We start from the raw sequence: 18,475 nt of genomic DNA, 5'->3' as shown, positions 1-18,475 counted from the left end.
GGAAGTTAGGAGGGCAATGAGATGATTAATGAATCAGCAGTCTTTTGGAGTCGTGCGTTAACGGAGCTTACGTTATCATTCCACATCATTTATGCAACGATTGGTGTCGGTGTGCCGTTAATGATCATGATCGCACAATGGACTGGATATAAAAAGAATGATGAACATTATATTTTGATGGCGCGACGTTGGGCACGAGGTTTCGTCATTACCGTTGCTGTAGGAGTCGTAACAGGAACAGCTATTGGATTGCAATTATCGTTACTATGGCCGAATTTTATGCAACTTGCAGGGCAAACGATAGCATTACCGCTCTTTATGGAAACCTTTGCATTTTTCTTTGAAGCCATTTTCTTAGGAATTTATTTATATACATGGGATCGCTTTGATAGCCAGAAAAAGCATATGTTACTCCTAATACCTGTTGCAGTTGGTGCATCCATGTCAGCTGTCTTTATCACAATGGTAAATGCCTTTATGAACGCACCTCAAGGCTTTGATATTGTGGACGGACAGCTTGTGAATATTCAACCATTTCTAGCAATGTTTAACCCGGCTATGCCAACAAAAGTTGCGCATGTTCTCGTAACAGCCTATATGACATCAGCATTCGTCTTGGCAGCCATTGCAGGCTACCGTATGCTCAAAGGCTCAGATCATGTTTACCATAAAAAGTCTTTATTTTTACTGATGAAAATCGGTTTAGTTTCATCAATTGCTGCAGCAATTATAGGCGATTTCTCAGGTAAATACTTAGCGGAATACCAACCAGAAAAATTAGCAGCGGCTGAATGGCATTTTGAAACAACAGATAAAGCATCATTGGTTTTATTTGGTGTATTGGATGGCGAGGAAGTTAAGTATGCCATCAAAGTTCCTTATGCTTTAAGTATACTAGCACGCAATAATCCAAATGCAGAAGTTATTGGTTTAGATCAATATGCGGAGGAAGACAGACCACCACTTTATATACACTATCTTTTTAATATTATGGTCTTTATCGGCATGTTTATGGTATTAGTGTCCTTCCTTTACGTAGTAGGGAAACCCCGAGGTTGGCGCTTTATTCATGCACGATGGTTTAGATGGATTATTGTAGCAGGTGCTCCACTGTCAATTATTGCAATTGAAGCCGGTTGGTGGCTTGCGGAGGTTGGACGTCAACCGTGGATATTATACGGTATCATGCGTACCCCAGAAGGCGCTACAACGAGTGATCATGTAGATTTAATGATGCTGTTATTTACAGGTGTGTATACTGTACTTGGAATAGGAAGTACAGTCGTATTAGTTCGTATGTTTAAAAAGAATCCGATTGAACGTGAAATTGAAGATCGGCATACAGAAAAGGGCGGTGACATCATATGACATTAGAAGTTCTAGGAATTTCAGTTTTATGGATATTCCTTTTCGGTTATGTGATGGTGGCATCTATTGATTTTGGGGCAGGTTTTTTCAATGCTTACAGTTTACTTATTGGAAAAAATCATGTCATAACAAATATTATTAAGCGTTATTTATCGCCTGTATGGGAAGTAACAAATGTCTTTTTAGTATTTTTCTTTGTAGGGATTGTAGGATTCTTTCCACAAACCGCCTTCTATTATGGAACGATTTTGCTTGTTCCAGTCAGCATTTCATTAGTGTTGCTTGCAATTCGAGGGTCGTATTATGCATTTGAGGCGTATGGGGCACGCGGGCATATTGGTTACACGCTGACATATGGCGTATCAGGTTTATTGATTCCAGCTTCGCTCTCTGTTGTTTTTGCTATTGCAGGTGGTGGTTATGTAGACATTGTAGAAGGTCAACCTGTATTAAATTATTGGACATTATATACAAGTACATTTGCTTGGAGTATTGTCATATTAAGTATAGCGGCAGTTCTCTATATATCCGCAGTATTTTTAACGTGGTATGCACATAAAGCAACCGATGTAGAGGCTACAAATTTAATGCGAAAATACGCGCTTATTTGGGCAGCGCCTTTAATGATTAGTGCACTTGGTATTATGTATGAGATGAAATCCATTAACCCTGAAAGCTATCAGAATATGGTTGATTTATGGTGGATGTTTGCTATTTCCGCCGTATTATTTATCATTACAGTGATATTACTATGGATGCGAAAAAATTATGGTCTTGCAGTAGGATTATTAATCGCGCAGTTTGCGGTAGCATTTTTCGCCTATGGCATCGCACAATATCCATATTTACTGTATCCGTATTTAACAATTTACGATAGCTTCACAAGCACGCAAATGGCCATTGCATTAGTCATCGTCTTTATTTTAGGATTATGCTTGCTTCTGCCTTCGCTTTATTTATTGTTGAAATTATTCCTATTCAACAAAAATTACGTGACAGGAAAAGAAGACCATCATGCATAGGGGGATATAGGTATGGAAAAAATCGAAATATTTTATGCGCCGTTTATAGTCGTCATTATTAGTATCATCATTATGTTTTGGTGGGCACCAAAGGATGATTATGTAAGAAAAAATAAGAAAGAGAGTCGCGAATAGCGGCTCTTTTTTAGCAAAATTAGCACAACCTGATAAATTCAAGCCTTGTTCTTTTTTCCTCCGCTATCACATGCTACAATAAGGAGATTGAAATGGAGGATGTACGAATGTCAGCACCCGTAAAAAAGAATGACCAACTTACAGTTTATATAGAAGATTTAACACATGATGGCAATGGTGTCGCAAAAGTCGAAGGCTATCCATTATTTATCCAAGGGGCTTTACCGAATGAAACAGCAGAAGTCCATGTTTTAAAAACATTAAAAAATTATGGCTTTGCAAAAGTCTTGGATATTTTAAAGCCTTCACCTGATCGAGTAGAAGCACCTTGTGATTACTTCAAGCAATGTGGCGGCTGTCAGTTACAGCACTTATCGTATGAAGGTCAGTTAAAGTGGAAGGAAAATATGGTGCGTAATGTTATGCAACGTCTAGGCAAAATCGAAGCACCCGTTTTACCAGTGAAAGGGATGGAGGAACCATGGCAATATCGTAATAAAGCCCAAATTCCATTTTCCATAAATGACGCCGGCCAAGTGATTGCTGGTTTTTACAAAACAAAATCGCATACGATTGTCGATATGGATCGTTGTCTTATTCAAACAGGCGAGGCAGACGCAATTCTTTCTGGTCTAAAAAAAGAATTAACAGCTATCGGCATGCAACCATACAATGAGGCATCACATGAAGGCATGCTACGTCACGTCGTAATCCGTACAGCACGTGCAACAGGTGAGGTCATGGTTGTACTTGTGACGAAAAAGAAAAAATTCCCGCAAAAAGAAGCCGCTGTAGCGAGCATAGTAAAGCTAGTACCAAATGTTACATCCATTATGCAAAACATCAATAGCGATAAAACAAACGTTATTTTTGGTGATGAAACGATTAACCTTTGGGGCAAAGACGTCATTATTGACGCTATCGGCGATGTACGCTTTGAAATTTCAGCACGTTCTTTCTATCAAGTAAATCCGCAGCAAACTGAAGTACTTTACAAGCAAGCGCTCGACTATGCTGATTTACAAGGACATGAACGTGTCATTGATGCCTATTGCGGCATCGGTACCATCTCTTTATTCCTAGCACAAAAAGCAAAAGCGGTGATGGGTGTTGAAATCGTACCCCAAGCTATTGAAGATGCAAAACGCAATGCAGAGCTGAACGGCTTTACCAATACGTACTTCGAGGCAGGCCCAGCAGAGGAAGTCATTCCACGCTGGTATAAGGAAGGCAAGGAAGCGGATGTCCTAGTTGTCGACCCACCACGTAAAGGCTGCGACGAAGCCCTTTTACAAACGATTTTAGAGCAGCGTCCTAAACGAGTAGTATACGTATCATGTAACCCAGCCACACTCGCACGCGACCTACGCATCTTGGAAGATGGCGGATACAAAACACAAGAAATACAACCAGTTGATATGTTCCCGCACTCTACACATTGTGAAGCAGTTGCTTGGTTGGAATTTGCTTAATATTCGGGGGACACATATAATGATTGAACGATTCGGATAATTTAAAAGCATTCCTATAAAACTTGAAAAAGTAGATATTTTCAATACAGACCTTGATCTTGCAAATAACTTTTGCGAAATTGGGGTCTTTTTATATGGAAATTAATTGGAATATATGTATGTTCAGCCTATAGGATTGTACATAGATTTCCATCCGTTCTTTCTAGGGAAGGAACTTGATTTATTTTAAGAAGATTTCCTATGCTTATCAGCGGAAATCAGTTGCTTTTTATAGGGGCTTTTCAGAAGCTTTGTGATTTGTTATAAGGCTCTTATTTCATGAGGATTTAGAGAATAATTTTTTATTTTACCTTATAATAAAATATGTTGTCAACAATAAGTTTGTGATTTTTTAAAAAAATGTTATAATAGTCTTATAATTGTTTTTTTAAATCGTATTTCGAATTCCGCTGACCTTTTTTGCAGATAGAATTTGGATACGTTTTTTAATATCCTTTATTAAGACGAAGAAAAAAATTAAAACAGTTATGTGAGCTTTTTGAGGTAGGTAGTTGAATTAAATGATTAATTGACTATCTAATAGTAACCGAGGTTTTATTCCATAAGGAGGACTAGAATAATGAATCTAATTAATAAGAAAGTTACACATAAGCGTTTTGGCACGGGTAGTATCGTTAAACATAATGAGTCCATTATTGAAATACATTTTGCATCAGAAAATAAAATGTTTGTTTTCCCTGATGTATTTGGAAAGTACTTAAAACTCCATGATAAAAGTGATGCTCAGTTAATCGAAAAAATAATACAAAAAAAGGAAATCGAACGTAAGGAAGAAGAAATGAGGAAGGAAGAAGAAAAAAAACTGCAACGAAGAAACCAAAAACTTCGCTTAGAACACGAAAAACTGATGAAGCATCATAAACTTCATCCAGAATCTCAAATGGTTTTTAAGTGTGACACAGAAGAACAAAATAGTTCTTTTTTAGAGTGGAAGGTTTTTTCAGGCGCAATAAAAAGTGGTAATAACAAAGGAAAGCCAAACAAACCTAACCGCATGCACCAAAATAGCGCTGTCCTATTAACAGCATTAGATTCTGGCATGCCTGAAAAAGACAGACGTATTTTAGGTGTCTATATGGTGAATGAAGATTTCATCGGTAAGCTGTGTGAAGATGGGAATATTCCGGCCCATTCAAAATACAGACTCCAACTTACAGAACAGGAATCGAATCAGCTACTTTTATGGAATTATTATATAGATAAAAAATACCCTGACAAAATGACATGGAATACAGGTAAATACCGTTATTTTGATAATTTATGGATGGCTCAAATTTTACTCGATATCGTTTCATTGAAGAGTGAACCAACAGAACGAGAGCTTGCACAACAATTTTTAAAACATTTTTGTAAAATGAATCAGATAACAGTTCAAGATTTACCAAAGCCGAATGGGGCATTAATGCGTATTTAGACGCTATCTCAAAGATAATAAGAATGACAGGGAACTGACATTTTTTTATACAATCATTTATCAAAAACGAATTCTTATTCATGGGATTCGTTCTTTTTGTATAAAATATAAATAAGATCTACTTATTTATGTATTTTTAGTTTTTGTCAATAAAGCCACGGATTTAATATCAATCCGTGGCTTTTTTATTGAGGGTAGATGTAGTTTTATTTATGTTGTTCGCCAATATGATTGAAAAGGGAGGAGGTCAATTCTCTTCGGATTTGCTTAATATGCTTTTCCATTAGTTGTTTGGCTTGCGTGGCATCACCGGCTGCGATGGCCAAGTAAATTTCTTTATGTTCATCTATAGTTTCTTGCGTACGGTCTAAGTCTTTTAAGCGCTGTGTTCGGGTCACACGGATTGTATCTTGCATATGTTCGCTAAGGGTTTGGAATAATTGCGAGAAGATTGAATTATGAGCAGCGAGAACGATATTAATATGGAAGCTTAAATCAGCTTGAATGCCTAGTTCCACGTCATTTTTTACTTGATTCATCATTTCCAATGCTTGCCCAATTCGTTCTAAATCTTCAGAAGTGGCCCGTTGTGAAGCTAAAAAGGCACATTCTACTTCAAGTGTTTGGCGAAGCTCTAGCATTTCATAAATAAGTTTTTTTTCTGTTTTTAAAATGGTAGAGGAAAGCTCTTGTCCTAATGAATGGCATTCAGGTGATTTCAGAAAACTGCCACTGCCTTGTTTAATATCTATAATTCCTTTTATTTCAAGCTTTCGCAGTGCCTCTCTAACCGATGTTCGACTTACATTAAAGCGACTCGCTAATTCTCTTTCCGTCGGTAGTTTTTCTCCAGGCTGTAATTCTCCATTTAAAAAATATTCCTGTATTTGATCTACAATAACTTGATAAGCTTTTTTCTTTGGTTGCAGCATTTCCTATGTCCTTCCCCTCAATTACATAGTAAAAGTATAAACGCTTTAATCATACAGAATTCCCACCTTGTTAGCAATGAAAGAAAATGATTAATTATTGATATTTTCTGAATATTAAGTATAATAAAAATGGTTGGACCAATTTTAATATTTATGAAGATTGGTATAACCTATTTATTTATCATTCATGACTTTGGGAAAATGGGAGAAAAGAAGGGGAGAATAAAATGATGGCAAGTGCAACAAATGAACAATTGGTGAGCGCTTTACAAGGTGTTCTGTCAGAAAGCCAAGTAACGATCAATCAAACAATTTTAGAACAACATAGTAGTGATGAATCTTATCATCAAGCTAGTTTGCCGGATATCGTTGTGTTTCCAACAACAACAGAACAAGTGAGTCACATACTAACTATTGCAAATCAATATAAAGTTCCAATTGTCCCATTTGGCAGAGGAACAAGCTTGGAAGGACATGTAATTCCTTATGAACAAGGGATTACCATTGATTTTTCAGACATGAACAACATAGTAGAAGTAAGGGAGAAGGACTTTCTCGTAAAAGTTCAACCAGGGGTAACGCGTTCGCAGTTAAATAAAGAGTTAAAAAAATACGGTTTGTTTTTTTCAGTGGACCCTGGGGCAGATGCAACACTAGGTGGAATGGCCGCGACAAATGCGAGTGGCACAACGTCTGTTAAATATGGAGTAATGCGCGATCAAGTTCGAGATTTAGAAGTTGTGCTGTCGGATGGTACGGTTATTCATACCGGTAATTTAGCGGAAAAATCTTCATCTGGCTTTCATTTGAACGGTCTTTTTGTAGGGTCTGAAGGAACGCTCGGTTGCTTTACGGAATTGACGCTAAAAGTTTATGGACTTCCTGAATATGTAATGGCTGCTCGGGCATCTTTCAAAACAGTCAATGATGCAGTTGAAGCAGTCGTTAGTATATTACAGGCCGGAATTCCAATCGCAAGAGTCGAACTGGTTGATGAACCTTCTATGAAACAAGTGAACTTGCATAGTAAAACAGCATATGAAGAGCAACCTACGTTATTTTTAGAGTTTCATGGAAATGAAGCTGGCTTAAAGCAAGACGTTGATTTTATGAAAGAAATTGTAGCAGAGCATAATTGTCAAAATATAGATTTTGAGACTGATAATGCAGCGCGAAATCAGCTATGGGAAGCTCGCCATAATTTAGCTTACGCCTATGTCCATGGACATCCAGGAAAAAAACTGATGGTGACAGATGTTTGTTTACCGATTTCTGAGTTAGCAGGGGCTATTGAACATGCGAGAAAAACACTGAATATGTTTGCCCTTACAGGGGGGATTGTTGGACATGTCGGTGATGGCAATTTCCATGTTCTTTTAATGATTGATATGCAGGATGCTAATGACATAGCAAAGGCGGATGAATTTAATGAATTAATTGTTATGTATGCGCTTGAACGAGGGGGAACTTGTACAGGAGAGCATGGTGTCGGTATAGGGAAACAGAAATACCAAGAGAAAGAACATGGGAAAGCACTGCTTGTGATGGAAAAGATTAAACAAGCGCTTGATCCGGATGCACTGTTGAATCCAAATAAAATATTAAAAATAAAGAAATAGGGAGTGGGAATATGAAAATATTAGAAGCGATTAGTACGATAGCTGGAAAATACTTTGCGCTATGGGTCATCTGCATAGCTGTTATTGCTTTTATCATTCCCGATCCATTTTTATTATTTGGTGGCTATATTACAATTTTGCTCGGCATCGTTATGTTTGGTATGGGACTAACGTTGAAAGCGGTTGATTTCAAATTAATTTTAACGAATCCAGTGCCCGTTATTATTGGTGTTTGTGCTCAATATCTTATTATGCCGCTAACTGCTTTTTCCATTGCCTATATCATGAACTTACCCGCAGAATTAGCGGCAGGGCTTGTTCTTCTCGGTTCAGTTCCAGGGGGTACAGCTTCGAACGTCATGGTGTATTTAGCGAAGGGCAATGTCCCATTATCCATTACGATGACTTCCTTTTCAACGTTATTAGCGCCAATTACCACACCATTCATACTTCTATTACTTGCAGGTAAATGGATGCCGGTCGATCCAATGGCAATGTTTACTTCTATTATTCAAGTGATTATTTTGCCGATTATTTTAGGCATCGTCATACGAAAATTTGCTCCACAGATTGTAGAAAAGAGCATTAATGTCATTCCTCTTATCTCAGTAGTGGCTATTATCATTATTGTCTCTGCAGTTGTTGCTGGCAATGTTGATAGCATAGCATCGGCAGGATTTATTATTTTTACGGCAGTAATGCTTCATAATGCATTTGGGCTGCTGCTTGGCTATTTAACAGCGCTACTATTAGGACTTAATGAAAGTAATCGGAGAGCGATTTCCATTGAAGTGGGGATGCAAAACTCTGGTCTTGGGGTAGCATTAGCCACTGCCCATTTTGGTCCGTTAGCTGCCTTACCGAGTGTTCTTGGTGCTGTGTGGCATAATATTTCCGGTCCAATTCTTGCCACTTATTGGTCGAAAAAAACGGAAAACATTGAGTATCAGCTTAACGAAAAAATACAAGAAAGCAACGTCGAAACACAAGTATAAAAGATGGTAGACGTTATCAATATAATAAGAAAAGAACGAATTCCAATTTTGCTGGAATTCGTTCTTTTTTTGTTTGTTATTGGTTTGTTACGATCGAATTCTTTTATAACAAATTTTTTCGCAAAGGCGTTTAAATATGTATGAAGTGTAAAATCTTAAGCAATCCAGTTTAGTCATGTAGTATGGTCATTTATAAAATTCAACATGTTTAAGAAGACACAAAGAATGATTTGACCTAAATTGCCCTGCAAACTAACGTTTGCAGGGTGTTTTTATGGCAAGCGTGGCAGTACTAGAGAGAAACGAAACTTATTCTCTTGCAATATCGTCTACAACTTGACAGAAGTGCAAAAACGGGAGTATTATACATTAGCTACCGAAAAAAAGCTATAGTGAAGTAATAATTTTCCGAAATTTATACGAACAATCTAACATTAGATTTCAATTAATAAGTAATAGGTAGGTGCAGAAATGAAAAGTCTAATAAGTAAAAAAGGTGACTTATTAAACAGCTTTTTAGGGATATATATAGTAGCTGTCGTCATGTTATGGATGAAAACATACATCACGCAGACAGCACAATTTGATTTAGGTGTAGAAGGAGCACTTCAACATTTCCTTTTACTGTTAAATCCACTAGGTTCAGCAATGCTATTTTTAGGGATTGCTTTTTTAATTAGAGGAAAGAAAAGATATACATTACTGCTTGTTATTTACACGCTTATGTCAATTCTTTTATATGCCAATGTAGTATATTACAGATTTTTTAGTGATTTTATTACGTTACCAACCATTTTCCAAACGCAAAACTTTGGCGATTTAGGTGGTAGTATTCTTTCATTATTAAAACCTTATGATCTTTTGTTCTTTGTGGATGTCGTTGTCATGTTTTATCTACGATTCTCAAGCAAAGTACCAAAAGAAACAAAATCATTTGGATATAAAAAAGCAATGGCGATTATTGCTTTTGCATTAATCGTATCAGTCGTCAATTTAGGATTAGCTGAGGCTAGCCGCCCTCAACTATTAACGCGAGGGTTTGATAGAAACTATATTGTGAAATATTTAGGTATGTATAACTATACGATTTATGACTCAGTAGAAACGATGAAAGCTTCCTCACAAAGAGCGTTGGCTGATAGTAGTGATATTACCGAAGTAATTAACTATACAAAATCGAACTATGCGAATCCGAATGCAAAATATTTTGGTGCAGCAAAAGGAATGAACGTAATTTATTTACACTTAGAATCATTCCAAAACTTCCTGATCGACTATAAATTAAACGGTCAAGAAGTTACACCATTTTTAAATTCATTAGCAAAAGATAATCATACATTGTATTTCGATAATTTCTTCCATCAAACAGGTCAAGGTAAAACGTCTGATGCAGAATTTATGTTAGAAAACTCTTTATTCGGATTACCACAAGGTTCTGCCTATATTACAAAAGCACAAAATACGTATCAAGCAGCACCAAGTATTTTAAAAGATTATGGTTATACATCGGCTGTCTTCCACGGTAACAACGGAAGCTTCTGGAACCGAAATGTTATTTATAAATCATTTGGATTCGATAAGTTTTATGATGCAAATTATTATGACACAGCCTCTTCAGATAATATGGCTGAATATGGTTTGTTAGATAAACCGTTCTTTGAACAATCGCAAAGCTTTTTAAATTCTTTACCACAACCGTTCTATACAAAATTAATTACGGTAGGGAACCATTATCCATATAAAATGAATCAAGACTTAGTAACAATCGATAAAGCGAATACGGGCGATGCAAGTGTAGATAATTATTTCCAAACAGCACGCTATGCCGATGAAGCAATTGAACAAATGTTTAATCAACTAAAAGAATCAGGTTTATATGATAATTCAATGATTGTTCTTTATGGTGACCATTATGGTATTTCAGACAATCATAATGCAGCAATGGAACAAGTTATGGGGAAAGAAATTACACCATATGAAAGTGCTAATTTACAACGTGTCCCATTATTTATTCATGTTCCAGGTATGCAAGGTGGTATCAACCATACGTATGGTGGTCAAACAGACCTGCTTCCAACGCTTTTACATTTACTAGGAATTGATACACAAAACTTTATTCAATTCGGTTCAGACTTATTATCAGATGAGCATAATGAAATTGTGCCATTTAGAAATGGCGATTTTGTGAGTCCAGAGATTTATTCAATTAATGAAAAATTTTATGATAATAAAACCGGATTACTACTAGATGATAGTCAACTAGAGGCAGCACAAGCTATTAAAAAAGAAGTAGATTTTAAATTAGGCTTATCTGACAAAGTAGTGAATGGTGATTTACTGCGATTTTATAAACCAACAGGTTATACGCCAGTAGATTCTTCAAAGTACAATTACAACAAAGATGAGAGTATAGAAGCTAAATAATAATTAGTAGGCAGTTCAAGATGATGAGTTTGATATCACGAAGTTTATGATATTGTACCGTTAGCTAGGACTGCCTTTTCGCTTTTTAACACGAGCCGCTAGTTCATAGTATTTCCTGATTTTAGAAGTTAGAAATCTAATTAAAGTAGGAACTGTATGAAGATAAATAACAAAAGCTAGGTTATACTATAATAATGACTTTATTGCTGAAACTAGCATTATGGTGTTAAGGACGATTCGTTTTTAGAAGTAGAAGCAATGAAGTTTTAGGGGATAAGTGTATAACCGAATATCCTATAATGAGAGGGTTTGAAGTAAAATATGACGAATAATTTTTGGCGGGATTTACCGCGACCATTTTTTGTACTTGCTCCAATGGAAGATGTGACGGATGTTGTGTTTCGTCATGTCGTAAGTAAAGCAGGTAGACCAGATGTATTTTTTACCGAGTTTACAAATTCAGATAGCTATTGTCATCCAGAGGGTCAGAAAAGTGTGCGAGGACGTTTGCTTTTTACTGAAGATGAACAGCCTATGGTTGCTCATATATGGGGAGATAATCCTGAATATTTTAGACAAATGAGTATTGGTATGGCGGAGCTTGGTTTTAAAGGTGTTGATATTAATATGGGCTGTCCTGTACCGAATGTGGCTTCACGAGGCAAGGGAAGCGGTCTTATTTTACGTCCTGATGTTGCTGCGGAACTTATTCAAGCAGCGAAAGCGGGTGGGCTGCCTGTCAGTGTGAAAACAAGACTTGGCTTCACAGAAGTGGATGAGTGGCAGGAATGGCTTACACATATTTTAAAACAAGATATCGCCAACTTATCAATCCATCTGCGTACGAGAAAAGAAATGAGCCAAGTAGAAGCACACTGGGAGCTAATTCCGGAAATTAAAAAACTGCGAGATCAAATTGCACCAAATACGCTATTAACAATCAATGGAGACATCCCTGACCGTGCAACAGGTATGAAGCTAGTTGAACAATATGGTGTGGATGGCGTGATGATTGGGCGAGGTATTTTTAAAAATCCATTTGCTTTTGAAAAAGAGCCGAAGGAACATAGTAGTAAAGAATATCTTGATCTTTTAAGATTACAGCTTGATCTTCAAGATCAATATGCTGAGGAGCTACCACGTTCAGTTACTGCGTTGCATCGCTTTTTCAAAATCTATGTTAAAGGATTCCGCGGGGCAAGTGAATTAAGAAATCAGTTGATGAATACAAAGACAACGGATGAAGTACGCGAATTACTCAATCAATTTGAATAGGTGCCAGTCACTCAAACAATTCTAAATTGTTTGAGTGACTGGCACGTACTACATTCTTACTACGTAGTATCTTAATATTACTTATATTTACCTAATATTCTTTAGATAATACTACTAGTGTCGACAAAAATTGACATGTAATTTATAATGTGAAATTGTAATAATGTTAGAATTATTTTAAGAAAATGAAAAGGCAAACTTACTGAAAGGTAAGGACGCAAAGCTACGAGTCTAAAATCCTATTGGGATTATGATAGTCGGGTTGCCAAAATAATAAACGATTATTTGGCTATCCTTAATTTTTATAATAAGGGTAGTTTTTATTTTCCTAAAAGGAGACGAATTAAAGAACTATAGCGTTAATAAAGTCTTATTAGTATAGGATAGTAAAAAAACTATATGAAAAAGGAGATTAAAAATGTTAGTCGTTGATAAACCGAAATATAATATGGCGATTTATGAAGCAAAAAAAGAAGTACACGTTCAAGTTCATGGGTTTATTAAAACAGAACTTGTAGAGGAATATATAAAAGATTTGGAAGAGACCGTGGCGAAAGTACCAAAAAAATCCTATACCTTTGTAGTTGATGCAACGTATCAATCACCTGTTCCATCTAAAGTTTCAGCGGAGCTAGGGCAAACATTAATGTTTTACGCATCACTTGGCTTCAAAGATATCTATATTGTCAATCCATCCTCTAAAATTGCCTATGTGCAAGTGAGAAATGCTTTAGAGGGAGTGAATTTCCCAGGAACAGTAGTTGACAATGTATCACAATTAGCAACACGATAGTTTTTAAATCACTAGAAGCATATTTTGGAGGAATTTATGATGCCAACATTACAAGATGTATATACATATGAAATCATTACAAAAGACCAACCAGATTTAATTGAAAAAGCGGCAACATGTTTAGCAAAAACATTTGTTGGAGTAGATGTAGCCGGTAAATGGGTGCAAGAACCGATAATCGGGTACTCTTTAAAATTGCCTTATGATGATTTCTACCAATTCACGAAGGAATACATTGAAGACAATGTGCATCAAGGATACTGTGTGGTTGCGCTTGATGCAGAGCACAATGTAGTAGGCGCTCTAGTTGGAGATACAAACGCACTGGAAATACATGAAGGTCCTATTTTTAGTGGTACGTTTTCTGATATGAATATTGTGATGGATGTCTTAGAGGATATCGATGTTCGTTTCTTAAATGACTATAAACAACGATATGGGAAAGAAATGGAAGATAATGAAGTGCTGCATTTATTTTTATTAGGTGTCGTTGCTGAGCACAATCGTCATGAAATTGTACAAACGTTAGGTGATATGTTAGTTCAAAAAGCATCTGAAGAAGGGTTAAGACTGGTGTTAGCTGAAGCTACAAATCCGAAGTCAATGACTTTGTTACAGAAGTATCATGGATTTGAAAAATATGTAAATGTTGAAGGGGATTTCATTGTTCATAAATACGAAAGCAATGAGCATTTAAACGATATCCCAGCGACTGTAGCTGATGGAATTTATATTATTGTAAAAGAGTTATAAAACATCATAGGTAGAGAGAATAGGAGATTTTTATATCATGGATGCTATTATGCTAGTGATTATAGTATTTTTATTATGCACGTCCTTGTATTTTGCTTACCGATATTTTTCGCTTAAACGTCGGGCCGATAGTCAGAGTGAAGTGACCAACGGGGCAGAGGAATTATCTGCAAGTCAATTAAAAGAGCAATTTCATCTATACGAAAAAAATATAAATGAAAAAGGTCAAAATCTTGTTGAACATGGAGAGTATGCAGCGGAGAAGGCTGATATCGTTAGAGCAGCCATTGATGAGGTAGGCAAAGGGTTAAAAAAACAATTAGTAGCTACGGAGGAAAGTTCAACTTCGATTGAAGACATCACAGTGGCTATCGAAGAACTGTCTATAAGATCAAACCAAATTTCAGAACAATCGAATACGACGTTAGAATTGACGCAAGAGGGTAACGAAAAGCTAAAAGATTCGATGGTGAAAATGGAGCAATTTGATCAAACGATTAATACAACTTTTGATGCAATCAATATCCTTGGAGAAAAATCACATGAGATTGGCAAGATTGTAAAAGTAATTACGGGGATTTCAGAGCAAATCAATTTATTAGCATTGAACGCAGCTATTGAAGCAGCTCGTGCAGGTGAACATGGAAAAGGGTTTGCTGTCGTTGCGGATGAAGTTCGTAAATTAGCAGAACAATCACAACAGTCCGCTGCTGAAGTATCGAATATCGTAAAAAATATTCAAGAAGAGACGGATCGAGTGGTTACATCCATGAAGCAAGGAACAGAAGAGTTTGCACAAACGAATACTACCATTTTAGAAATTGGTACGATGTTCGAAAGAATTGTAGAAACGACAAAAATTATTGCTGAAAATAATGCCAATTCATCTGCAAGTACAGAAGAATTATCTTCAAGCTCTCAGCAAATCATGGTGGCAATGAGAGACATTTCGTTCATTTCACGTGAATCGGTGGAAATGTTTGAGGAGCTAGTTGAAATTAGCGATGACGAATTAAGTACAATGGATAAATTAGTGCAAGAAGCAGGAAACCTTGTCAGCTTAAAAATATAGAGAAATCGGTGCCAGACACTAAAACAATTCTAAATTGTTTTAGTGTCTGGCACTCTTTCATATATTCTAGTAAAAGCTAATGGGAGTAGATATCCATGGACAAACAAAATAGCAGATACAGATGGGTTGTATTTGTTGTTGTATTGTTTACTTATTTGTTAATGGCGAGTCAACGCACAGCGCCAGGATTAATTACAGACCAATTAATGAGCGATTTTCAGGTAACGGCAGCAACGATTGGCTTGTTAACAAGTATCCAATTTTTTGTATATACAAGCTTACAAGTACCAATGGGGATATTGGCTGATCGCTACGGTCCAAATACTTTTTTAATTTTAGGGGCGACACTTACAGGGTTAGGTACAATCATTTATAGCCTTAGCACCCATGAACTCATGCTATTTTTTTCGAGAATACTGACCGGTATAGGAGATGCAACGATTTGGGTTAATATGGTGCTAATTTTGGCACAATGGTTTCATCGTAAGGAGTTTGTACGGTTAATTGGTCTGGCAGGTATGACTGGGAGTCTAGGGTTTTTATTGGCGACAGTCCCCTTCTCCACGTGGATTGATTTACTAGGTTGGCGGATGGCTTTTTGTAGCGCAGGACTACTATTAAGCTTGTGTGGCTTTGTCCTTTATTTTGTACTTGTCAAAAAGCCTAAAACACGTTTTATCAACGAGCAAATTTTTGTAACCGATGAAGAACAACGTGATAAAACATCCGTATTACTGAAAAGAATATTTTCACATCCGCAAGCATGGGCTCTATTTTTTTGTCATTTTGGTGTAGTAGGGGGTTATGTAGGATTTATCAGTTCCTGGGCTGTACCATACGGTATGACTTTATATGAAATGACACGTTCGGATGCAAGCCAATTGATTATGGTTGGTCTTATAGGGGCGCTAATCGGAGCTCCTCTAACTAGTTGGCTGGCTAGCAAGCTAGATACCATTAAAAGGCCCTATATTGTCGTGCATAGTACTGTTTTACTTAGTTGGTGTACGTTTCTTATATGCAATGGACATCCAGCTTTTTTCTTGCTGTTAGTACTATTTTTTATTATCGGCTTTGGATACGGGGCAAGTGCATTAACTTTTGCTGCTGTACGGCAATCTTTCCCTTTACACGAAGCGGGCGTAGTTTCTGGATTTGCCAATACGGGAGGCTTTTTAAGTGCCGTTTTGCTTCCCATTATTTTTGGTTATTTATTAGATCATTTTCAATCTGTTTCAGGTTACGTAGATGATGGCTACTACTATGGCTTTATTGTGCCAGTTCTTTTCTCCATCATTGGTTTGTTTGGTGTGCTGTACTTTAAGGAAAAGCGTAGCGTCTAAAGATACAATCTATAATTAAAAGTTTATAAATTGTGTTTATCGGAAAAAATGAAATTACTGTGAATGAATAGAAAGCTGTAGTCGTTGAATTTATTATACTAATAGAGCAGTTTAGTTGAAGAAATAGAAGTAGAAGGGTATTTTAAATAAGTAAACTAAAGTGGAAATATAGCGGTTCTACAATGGGGAATTTTTCGTTCCGCTTTACGTATGGAAGGAGTATTAGTGTTTTGGGAATAACAAGTATGGTCGGATACGTAATTATAGGTGCATTACTTATTCTTTTATTAGCATTCATCTTCGTCATGATAAAAGGAGCAAGAAAGTAAGTGCCAGGTACTAAAACAATTCTGAATTGTTTTAGTGCCTGGCACCTTTTATTTATTTTTGTTTTTTTTCAGCCATTTCTACAAGTCGTTTCGTGATTTCTCCACCCACGGAACCGTTCGCGCGAGAAGAAGCATCTGGCCCAAGTTGTACGCCGAACTCTTGTGCGATTTCATATTTCATTTGATCAACAGCTTCTTGTACACCAGGAACTTGAAGTTTATTGGAACTTCGATTTTTATTAGCCATTTTTCTCACCTCCTTGTGCTATTAGAATGGTCGGCAGTTTGATTTTCATACATTTAAAAACAAGGAAATGTGCAATCTACATACTATAGGTGAGGAATAATCACAAAGCTAGCTAAAAATACATTTTACTCTGTTATAATAAAGCCTGGCTCTTTTAAATTAAGGTTTTGCAAGAAAATCAAGGAGGTTTTGAGATGACGAATAATGATATTTTGATTCGTTTACGATATGCACTAGATATTAAAAATACGGATATGGTAGAAATTTTTAAGCTGGGTGGCATGAAATACACAAAAGAGGATGTATTAAACATGCTTATCAAAATTAAAGATGATGAAGAAGATATCCCAGAGAATTACATTAAATGTAATAATAAAATGGTAGAGGCATTTTTAAATGGTTTAATTACATTTAAACGAGGCCCTCAACAATCAAAACAAGGTCAACAAGAAGGACCACCACCGGTTACAGGGAAAGAAAGTCCGAATAATATGCTTTTGAAAAAAGTAAAAATTGCAATGGCTTTAACAACGGAAGATATGCTTGATATTTTATATGAAGGTGGCGTAACAGTATCGAAAGGTGAGTTAGGTGCGATTTTAAGAAATCCTAGTCATCGTAATTACAAAGAATGTGGCGATCGCTTTGTGAGAAACTTTTTAAAAGGTTTAACATATAAATATAGAGATTAAGTATTAATTTTCTTTATAGTGAATTGTGGTGGGGTGCTTACCTACAGTAAGCGTCCCGCCTTTGTTTGTATCGGATGACATACATAATAACAATAAAAGCAATAAAAAATAAATTGTAAAATCACCATTATTTTCTTTTAACTGTTGATAAATGTGACGGAATTGTGTACAATTAAATTGACACAAAGTTGTCACAAAGGGAAAAGAAATGTTCATGAACAGAGGGGTGCTTTTTATGATATTTTTTGATCTTATTTTAATTGCTATTTCTTGCATTAGTATTCCATTAATAGTTGCTGTTATGTTAGACATTTTTTACGCAGAACGCAAAAAAGTTCGTTTTTCATTACGCCGTACTTCTGTATGGTATATGTGCGTTTTTGCATTATCCTTTATTCCAGCTGTCTTACTCGTAACACAACTTGCATAATTGAATAAACATTTAGGGGTAAGTGTTTATCAGAAATTTAAGCAGCAATAACGTATGTTTACGTTGTCGCTGCTTATTTTTTGTAAGGACTTTTTACAAT

At 36.3% G+C, this 18,475-nt stretch carries 17 protein-coding genes and 1 riboswitch; of the genes, 15 read left to right on the top strand and 2 right to left on the bottom strand.

Going from position 1 to position 18,475, the window contains the following annotated elements; all coding sequences use genetic code 11:
* Positions 1–21 precede the first annotated feature (21 nt).
* The 5 genes from C9J37_RS20890 to C9J37_RS20875 all read left to right on the top strand — a co-directional run bounded on the left by C9J37_RS20890 (position 22) and on the right by C9J37_RS20875 (position 5,471).
* The gene (locus C9J37_RS20890; RefSeq protein ID WP_024364478.1) at positions 22–1,368 is read left to right on the top strand and encodes a cytochrome ubiquinol oxidase subunit I; all 1,347 of its coding nucleotides are present in this window, start codon (positions 22–24) and stop codon (positions 1,366–1,368) included.
* Positions 1,365–2,390, top strand: coding sequence for a cytochrome d ubiquinol oxidase subunit II (locus C9J37_RS20885; RefSeq protein ID WP_107896931.1), 1,026 nt, complete (start codon positions 1,365–1,367; stop codon positions 2,388–2,390). The genes C9J37_RS20890 and C9J37_RS20885 overlap by 4 nt, the downstream gene beginning before the upstream one ends.
* 12 nt (positions 2,391–2,402) lie before the next feature.
* Complete coding sequence (gene cydS / locus C9J37_RS29460) at positions 2,403–2,525, top strand: cytochrome bd oxidase small subunit CydS family protein (RefSeq protein WP_255313777.1); 123 nt, start codon at positions 2,403–2,405, stop codon at positions 2,523–2,525.
* Positions 2,526–2,632: 107 nt separating this feature from the next.
* Positions 2,633–3,997 (top strand): 23S rRNA (uracil(1939)-C(5))-methyltransferase RlmD, encoded by a 1,365-nt coding sequence (rlmD, locus tag C9J37_RS20880; protein WP_107896946.1) that lies wholly within the window; start codon positions 2,633–2,635, stop codon positions 3,995–3,997.
* Positions 3,998–4,616: 619 nt separating this feature from the next.
* Complete coding sequence (locus C9J37_RS20875) at positions 4,617–5,471, top strand: malate synthase (RefSeq protein WP_107896930.1); 855 nt, start codon at positions 4,617–4,619, stop codon at positions 5,469–5,471.
* 206 nt (positions 5,472–5,677) lie between these two features.
* Here the strand turns inward: C9J37_RS20875 and C9J37_RS20870 are convergent, their stop codons facing one another.
* Positions 5,678–6,403, bottom strand: a complete 726-nt coding sequence (locus tag C9J37_RS20870) for a FadR/GntR family transcriptional regulator (protein WP_107896929.1) — start codon at positions 6,401–6,403, stop codon at positions 5,678–5,680.
* A 230-nt stretch (positions 6,404–6,633) separates the two neighbouring features.
* On the opposite strand from C9J37_RS20870, the gene C9J37_RS20865 reads away from it, so the two are divergent.
* The 8 genes from C9J37_RS20865 (at position 6,634) to C9J37_RS20830 (ending at position 16,677) form a co-directional block, all read left to right on the top strand.
* Positions 6,634–8,022 carry an FAD-binding oxidoreductase gene (locus tag C9J37_RS20865; protein WP_107896945.1) on the top strand — a complete coding sequence of 463 codons (1,389 nt, stop codon included), beginning with the start codon at positions 6,634–6,636 and terminating at the stop codon, positions 8,020–8,022.
* An 11-nt stretch (positions 8,023–8,033) separates the two neighbouring features.
* Positions 8,034–9,017 carry a bile acid:sodium symporter family protein gene (locus tag C9J37_RS20860; protein WP_107896928.1) on the top strand — a complete coding sequence of 328 codons (984 nt, stop codon included), beginning with the start codon at positions 8,034–8,036 and terminating at the stop codon, positions 9,015–9,017.
* 471 nt (positions 9,018–9,488) lie between these two features.
* Positions 9,489–11,441, top strand: coding sequence for a lipoteichoic acid synthase (locus C9J37_RS20855; RefSeq protein ID WP_107896927.1), 1,953 nt, complete (start codon positions 9,489–9,491; stop codon positions 11,439–11,441).
* 321 nt (positions 11,442–11,762) lie between these two features.
* Positions 11,763–12,716, top strand: a complete 954-nt coding sequence (locus tag C9J37_RS20850; RefSeq protein WP_029747424.1) for a tRNA dihydrouridine synthase — start codon at positions 11,763–11,765, stop codon at positions 12,714–12,716.
* A gap of 182 nt (positions 12,717–12,898) precedes the next feature.
* A riboswitch (cyclic di-GMP riboswitch) is annotated at positions 12,899–12,986 on the top strand.
* A gap of 148 nt (positions 12,987–13,134) precedes the next feature.
* Positions 13,135–13,509, top strand: a complete 375-nt coding sequence (locus tag C9J37_RS20845; RefSeq protein WP_069509653.1) for a hypothetical protein — start codon at positions 13,135–13,137, stop codon at positions 13,507–13,509.
* A 36-nt stretch (positions 13,510–13,545) separates the two neighbouring features.
* Positions 13,546–14,262: a hypothetical protein gene (locus C9J37_RS20840; protein WP_235617192.1), complete on the top strand. Its 717-nt coding sequence runs from the start codon at positions 13,546–13,548 to the stop codon at positions 14,260–14,262.
* Positions 14,263–14,299: 37 nt separating this feature from the next.
* On the top strand, positions 14,300–15,334 hold the full coding sequence (locus tag C9J37_RS20835) for a methyl-accepting chemotaxis protein (RefSeq protein WP_107896925.1): 1,035 nt from the start codon (positions 14,300–14,302) through the stop codon (positions 15,332–15,334).
* Between the two features lie 95 nt (positions 15,335–15,429).
* Positions 15,430–16,677 carry an MFS transporter gene (locus C9J37_RS20830; protein ID WP_107896924.1) on the top strand — a complete coding sequence of 416 codons (1,248 nt, stop codon included), beginning with the start codon at positions 15,430–15,432 and terminating at the stop codon, positions 16,675–16,677.
* Between the two features lie 381 nt (positions 16,678–17,058).
* Here the strand turns inward: C9J37_RS20830 and C9J37_RS20825 are convergent, their stop codons facing one another.
* Positions 17,059–17,253 carry an alpha/beta-type small acid-soluble spore protein gene (locus C9J37_RS20825; protein WP_107896923.1) on the bottom strand — a complete coding sequence of 65 codons (195 nt, stop codon included), beginning with the start codon at positions 17,251–17,253 and terminating at the stop codon, positions 17,059–17,061.
* A 194-nt stretch (positions 17,254–17,447) separates the two neighbouring features.
* Here C9J37_RS20825 and C9J37_RS20820 point away from each other — a divergent pair, with 194 nt between their 5' ends.
* Positions 17,448–17,945: a YehS family protein gene (locus tag C9J37_RS20820; protein WP_069509663.1), complete on the top strand. Its 498-nt coding sequence runs from the start codon at positions 17,448–17,450 to the stop codon at positions 17,943–17,945.
* A gap of 235 nt (positions 17,946–18,180) precedes the next feature.
* Positions 18,181–18,375: a hypothetical protein gene (locus tag C9J37_RS20815; protein WP_107896922.1), complete on the top strand. Its 195-nt coding sequence runs from the start codon at positions 18,181–18,183 to the stop codon at positions 18,373–18,375.
* Positions 18,376–18,475: the final 100 nt, after the last annotated feature.

It is taken from the genome of Lysinibacillus mangiferihumi (assembly GCF_003049665.1).
GTDB lineage: Bacteria > Bacillota > Bacilli > Bacillales_A > Planococcaceae > Lysinibacillus > Lysinibacillus mangiferihumi.
Note: the sequence above shows the minus strand (reverse complement) of the source record. Positions and strands in the feature narration are given on the sequence as shown.